General features: G+C 45.6%; 5 protein-coding genes. 1 reads left to right on the top strand and 4 read right to left on the bottom strand.

Annotated elements, in window-relative coordinates; translation table 11 throughout:
• Positions 1 to 229 precede the first annotated feature (229 nt).
• Entirely contained in the window at positions 230 to 1,738 is a 1,509-nt protein-coding gene (gene nagE, locus KNQ13_RS15435) for an N-acetylglucosamine-specific PTS transporter subunit IIBC (protein WP_014969516.1), read from the top strand.
• Between the two features lie 23 nt (positions 1,739 to 1,761).
• Here the strand turns inward: nagE and KNQ13_RS15430 are convergent, their stop codons facing one another.
• The 4 genes from KNQ13_RS15430 to KNQ13_RS15415 all read right to left on the bottom strand — a co-directional run bounded on the left by KNQ13_RS15430 (position 1,762) and on the right by KNQ13_RS15415 (position 4,907).
• A complete protein-coding gene (locus KNQ13_RS15430) occupies positions 1,762 to 2,667 on the bottom strand; it encodes an EamA family transporter (RefSeq protein WP_014969517.1) in 906 nt (301 codons plus the stop codon).
• A gap of 93 nt (positions 2,668 to 2,760) precedes the next feature.
• The gene (locus KNQ13_RS15425) at positions 2,761 to 3,399 is read right to left on the bottom strand and encodes a YkyA family protein (RefSeq protein ID WP_251027497.1); all 639 of its coding nucleotides are present in this window, start codon (positions 3,397 to 3,399) and stop codon (positions 2,761 to 2,763) included.
• 45 nt (positions 3,400 to 3,444) lie between these two features.
• A complete protein-coding gene (locus tag KNQ13_RS15420) occupies positions 3,445 to 3,858 on the bottom strand; it encodes a hypothetical protein (RefSeq protein ID WP_236624393.1) in 414 nt (137 codons plus the stop codon).
• A gap of 200 nt (positions 3,859 to 4,058) precedes the next feature.
• Complete coding sequence (locus KNQ13_RS15415) at positions 4,059 to 4,907, bottom strand: polysaccharide deacetylase family protein (protein WP_236624394.1); 849 nt, start codon at positions 4,905 to 4,907, stop codon at positions 4,059 to 4,061.
• Positions 4,908 to 5,145: the final 238 nt, after the last annotated feature.

Below are 5,145 nucleotides of genomic sequence, written 5' to 3'. Positions count from 1 at the left end.
AAAAAACCTGAGCCCGGTGGAATACCGGACTCAGGTCCTCAAGGTCGCCTGACAAATTATTTATTGTCTAACTTTTTTGGTTCAGTTCATTCAGAGGGATCTTTTTTTGTTAAAAAATTTGTATAAAGGTCTAGTCATTTAGATGTGTATGTGGAATAATAATAATAAGTGTTAAAGCGTTTTCATCGTCATGTCATTATTAGTTTTTTATCCAGAAAGGGTGAAGTGTATGTTGCAGTTTCTTCAACGAATCGGTAAAGCATTGATGTTACCGATTGCCGTTTTACCAGCCGCAGGAATTGTCCTTCGACTCGGATCAGCAGATATGTTAGATGTTCCACTGATGGTTGCTGCCGGTGGGGCGATTTTTGATAACTTGCCGCTGATTTTTGCGATTGGTGTAGCGATTGGTTTATCGATTGATGCAAGTGGAGCCGCTGGTTTAGCGGGAGCGGTCGGGTATTTGGTTCTAAAGACGGGCGTCGACTCGATGAATAAAGATTATTCGGATGCTCAGATTCAGGCGAAGTATGATGCGATTGCCGCCATCGTCAATGATTCCTCGACCAAGGTCGATGGGGCGACCTTGAGTTCCATCGCCAGTCAGGCGACTTTAGGTTCGATGGTCAACATGGCAGTGTTTGGCGGAATCATCGCCGGTATCGTCGCCGGACTGTTATACAACCGTTTTTATAATATTAAATTGCCGGATTGGTTAGCCTTCTTTGGGGGACGTCGTTTTGTTCCGATCGTTACTTCAGCAGCGATGCTAGTTCTAGCATTTGTATTTGGTTACTTATGGCCGTTCATCGAAGACGGGATCAACAATGCAGGAGAGTGGATGGTCAGCCTTGGAGCCGGAGGAGCCGCCCTGTTTGGTTTCTTCAACCGACTCTTGATTCCTGTAGGTCTTCACCATGTCTTAAATAATATTTTTTGGTTCGTCTTTGGTTCCTACGAAAAAGCAGACGGAACGATTGCGAACGGAGATATCGCCCGGTTCTTCGCCGGTGATCCGACGGCCGGTATTTATCAAGCTGGATTCTTCCCAATCATGATGTTTGCCTTGCCGGCCGCTGCTGCCGCAATGGTCATGGCAGCACGGAAGGAAAATCGTAAAGCGGTCGCGGGAGCGATGATTGGTTTAGGATTAACCTCGTTCTTGACCGGAATCACGGAACCGATTGAGTTTTCGTTTATGTTCTTGTCACCTGTCTTGTACGTGATTCATGCTGTTCTGACCGGTGTGTCAATGGCCGTCGTCAACTTACTTGGTATTCTGCACGGCTTCTCCTTCTCAGCAGGATTCATCGATTATGTCTTGAATTTTGGGATTGCGACCAAACCCTTACTGTTACTTCTCGTTGGTCTGGCGTTCGCGGTCATCTATTACTTCCTATTCTACTTCATGATCACGAAGTTTGATCTGAAAACACCGGGTCGTGAAGATGAATCACTCGTAACGGACACGGGACTTGTCGCAGGAGTGTCTGATGACAAGTATGAGCAACAGGCAGCCCGGATTTTTGCAGGATTACAAGGAACGGAGAACGTGACGGCGATTGATAACTGTGCGACACGCCTCCGTCTTCAAGTAAAGGATGCAAGCATCATTGATGAAGCAGCGATTAAAGCTGCAGGAGCAAAAGGTGTCATGAAGATGGGCGCAACAAATGTCCAAATCATCATCGGTACCGATGTCGAATTCGTAGCAGATGCCATGAAACGGCAAAAATAAAAAAACGGCCTTTCCTGATTTTTTCAGGAAAGGTCGTTTTGACGTTGAACAGAAACAGTAGGTTGTTTAAGACTACTCACATAAATCGGGTAGAAGATCCCGATTAAGATGATGATGATCCCGATCCACTGGGAAGCGGATAGGTGTTCACCCAAGATGAGGACCGAACAGATGACAGCTGTCGGGAGTTCTGCAGCTCCTAACAACGAGACACTAGCAGAACTGAGATGTGGTGCTCCTGCAGCAAACAGAAGCGGTGGCAAAATCAAGGCAAACAATCCAAGCGGCAGCGCGTACCAAATCAACCCTTGTTCAAAATTCGAGACAGTCAGGAAGGTTGTTGGGGGATACATAATCATCACGAACAGGAGTCCACCGGTCATCATATAAAAACTTTTTTTGATGACCGGGACATGATTGGCGACTCGACCACTCGCTAATAAGAAAATCGAGAAACTGATGGCCGCACCCAGTCCAAACAAAGTGCCGCGAAGATCAAGTGGACTTGAGTAAGCAGCACTGGCTAAGACTGCTCCACCAATCAATAAGACGGCCGATAAAAAGTGTGGACGTGATGGAAGACGTTTTGTCAAAAGCGAATCAATCACGACACCAATCCACGTGAATTGGAACAGCAGAATGATGGCAACAGAAGCTGAAACCGTTTGGAGACTTTGGTAATACAAGTAGCCGGTCGTCCCGCTTGAAATTCCGATCGTGATTAAGGTAAGCGCCGTTGTCGGGGCTAACCGTAAATTTTTTGTCAGTAACGCTAAGATAAAAATCATCAACCAACCGAAAAAGAATTGGCTGCCAGAAACGGCAGCCGAGTCGAAACCAGCACCATATGCTAGTTTGACGATGGTGGATAAGACACCATAGCTGATGGCACCAATTAAGACGAAAAGTGTTGCTTTAGAACGATTCATATAGGTTCCTCCATGTTTTAGAACGCACAAAAAAGGTTGCAACGGGGCCTTGTCCAGGTTTTTTGGACAGGGTTTGGTTGCAACCTGTGTGAGTTATTTAATGTTGAGTCCAACCTTTTCATAAAAGGCAGGCTTTAATTCGTTGTACCGGACCGTCAGTTGATTAAACGTCTTTAAAGCATCTGTCGCTTGACGAGAAGTTTGGTTTAAATCCGCTGTTGCTTCGTCAATCTTAACGAAATTCGGTTTTTCGGTCAAGTAGGAGAGCACTTTCTTTTCAGAGGTGATCACCGCTTCGTAACGTTTTAAAAAGGTGTTAAAGGCTTTTTTTCTCTGATCAAAAATGTCCAGTAACGCCGTACCATCTTTTTTTGCATCAGCCGGTAAGGTCGCTATTTCATCCGTCAATTCCTGTCGATCGAACTCTTCGAACGCACGGCTCCGGATTTTTTGTTCTTGTTTTAATAGATCAACCCGCTTTTGGTTCAAATCCGTCAGTTCATCACGTTCATTTTGAGCACGTTTGATGTCGTCGGCTCCAGCCTCTAGCACCGCCTGATACGTGTTGACAGAAACTTCATCTTGCCGTGTTCGTTGCTCTGCGATGGTTTCCGCTTTTTGTTCGAGTTGCGCCTGCTTCTCTAACTGGTCGTAAATCGAGGAAGCCGGATCAGTCGAACACGCACTGAGTAGAAGGATGCTGAGACCGGTCAAACTACTAGCTAAAAACATCCGTTTTTTCATTGTTTATAGGGTGGCGGAGACCCGTGACTTCAGTCATGGGAGGAGCCGACCCTCACCTCCTTCTGGTTGGATGTCGACGAGCCATGTCGTCGCTCTCTCAAGTAGTATCAGTTTCTTATGCGAAGCGGATTTATGAACGCGGACTCCTTGTAACGTCCTAAGGTCGAAATAGCCGGTCTTACGTCTTCCGAACACGAAACACGTCTGTCCCTCGTACTGCACCTTGTCGAACAGTTGATAGCCGTGGACAAGGCGCTCCGCTTTGTTCGCCTTTCTTTTACCAGCCTTTCCGATGGTCATCTGATGCAGTTGACGGTTGTTCGCGCGTACCTGTCGGAAAAGATACGACACCTTCGGTGCTTCTGCTAGTCGATTCCCGCTGATGCAACGTGCGTCGACAGCATGACGCTTCTCCAGTCCATTTTCGATGTGTGTGTTCTTCGTCAATGTTGGGAAGGCGTTTTACATCTGCAACACCGTCCCGACCCAACAGGACTTTTAATCACAGACGACAGGGCAATCGGCTAGAACAGGTACCGAGAGGTGTCATGACCCAACCAACGGAGTTCGTAAGAACCGAGACTAGTCCATTTCAGGCTTTCACAAGCCTGTCACTTTAGTGATGGGTAATTGACTATCGTAGCTCCTTACAGATTTGGGTATTTCGAAAAATTATAGGGAATATGGAAGTCTTCATCATAAATCGAGAATTGATAACCTTTTTTCTTGAGACCTGCAATGATTGCCGGTAATGCGCGCAACGTTTGCGGTTGTTCGTGTAACAGGATGATTTCGACGGGATCCTCCGCCCGATCAATGACTGTTTTAGCAACTTCCTTGGCACTGTCCTTGTAGTACCAATCCATCGAATCGATTGACCAGTCCCACACCCGAAGATTTGCTCGTTCGATTTCTTTCGCAATCGATTTGGTAATGCTGGGAGACGAACCGTACGGCGGACGTGTCAGAAGTGGGGCATGACCCGTCAGTTGCTTGATTTGTTTTTGAACACGCAGCATTTCGGGAACATATTGCTTCTTTTCATATAACGTATCGTAGTCGTGCGTTTCACTGTGTAATCCGATGTAGTGACCGTCATTTGACATCGTACGCACCACATTCGCTTGCTGATTGATGTTAGGACCCATCAAAAAGAACGTTGCTTTGGCGTTTTGTTCCTTTAATGACTGTAAAATATCTGACGTCAATGCTGTCGGACCATCTTCAAAAGTCAGGTAAGCCACTTTTTTAGTAATGCCGTTCCATTTTTCGACACGTGCTTTGTCGAGATTTGCAACCGGGACTTCACTTAGTGACTGTACGGACTTTACGGCAGTTTGCTGTTGGTTCGAACTGAGGTATTGATAAATGACATAACCGCCGATCGGAAGCAACAGAAGGGCTAGAAAAATAAAAAGCTTAGCGACATACTTTCGTTTTGGTTTTCGGTGTCTTGGACCAAGTCCAATCGGGTTACCTGAGTTGTATGAGTCCATCGATGTCTGAGCTCCTTTACGGAAAATCGTATGCTTTAACTGTAACATTTTGTCTATTTCATTTGTAACAAAAACATTACAAAAAGATGACTGAGTGGTCTATTTTTTAAAAAAATACATTTAATATAGAAGAAAATCATTTTTTTTAGACGACGGTTTGTCAAATTAAGTGCAACACTTCTTCCGAGAAGACCTCGTATGCAGTTTTCCAGTTGAGACATTTCCGTGGTCTCCCATT

This window comes from Exiguobacterium sp. s128 (assembly GCF_018618815.1).
Classification (GTDB): Bacteria; Bacillota; Bacilli; order Exiguobacteriales; family Exiguobacteriaceae; genus Exiguobacterium_A; species Exiguobacterium_A antarcticum.
The sequence above is the reverse complement of the archived record's forward strand: the minus strand, read 5'-3'. Positions and strand labels throughout refer to the sequence as shown.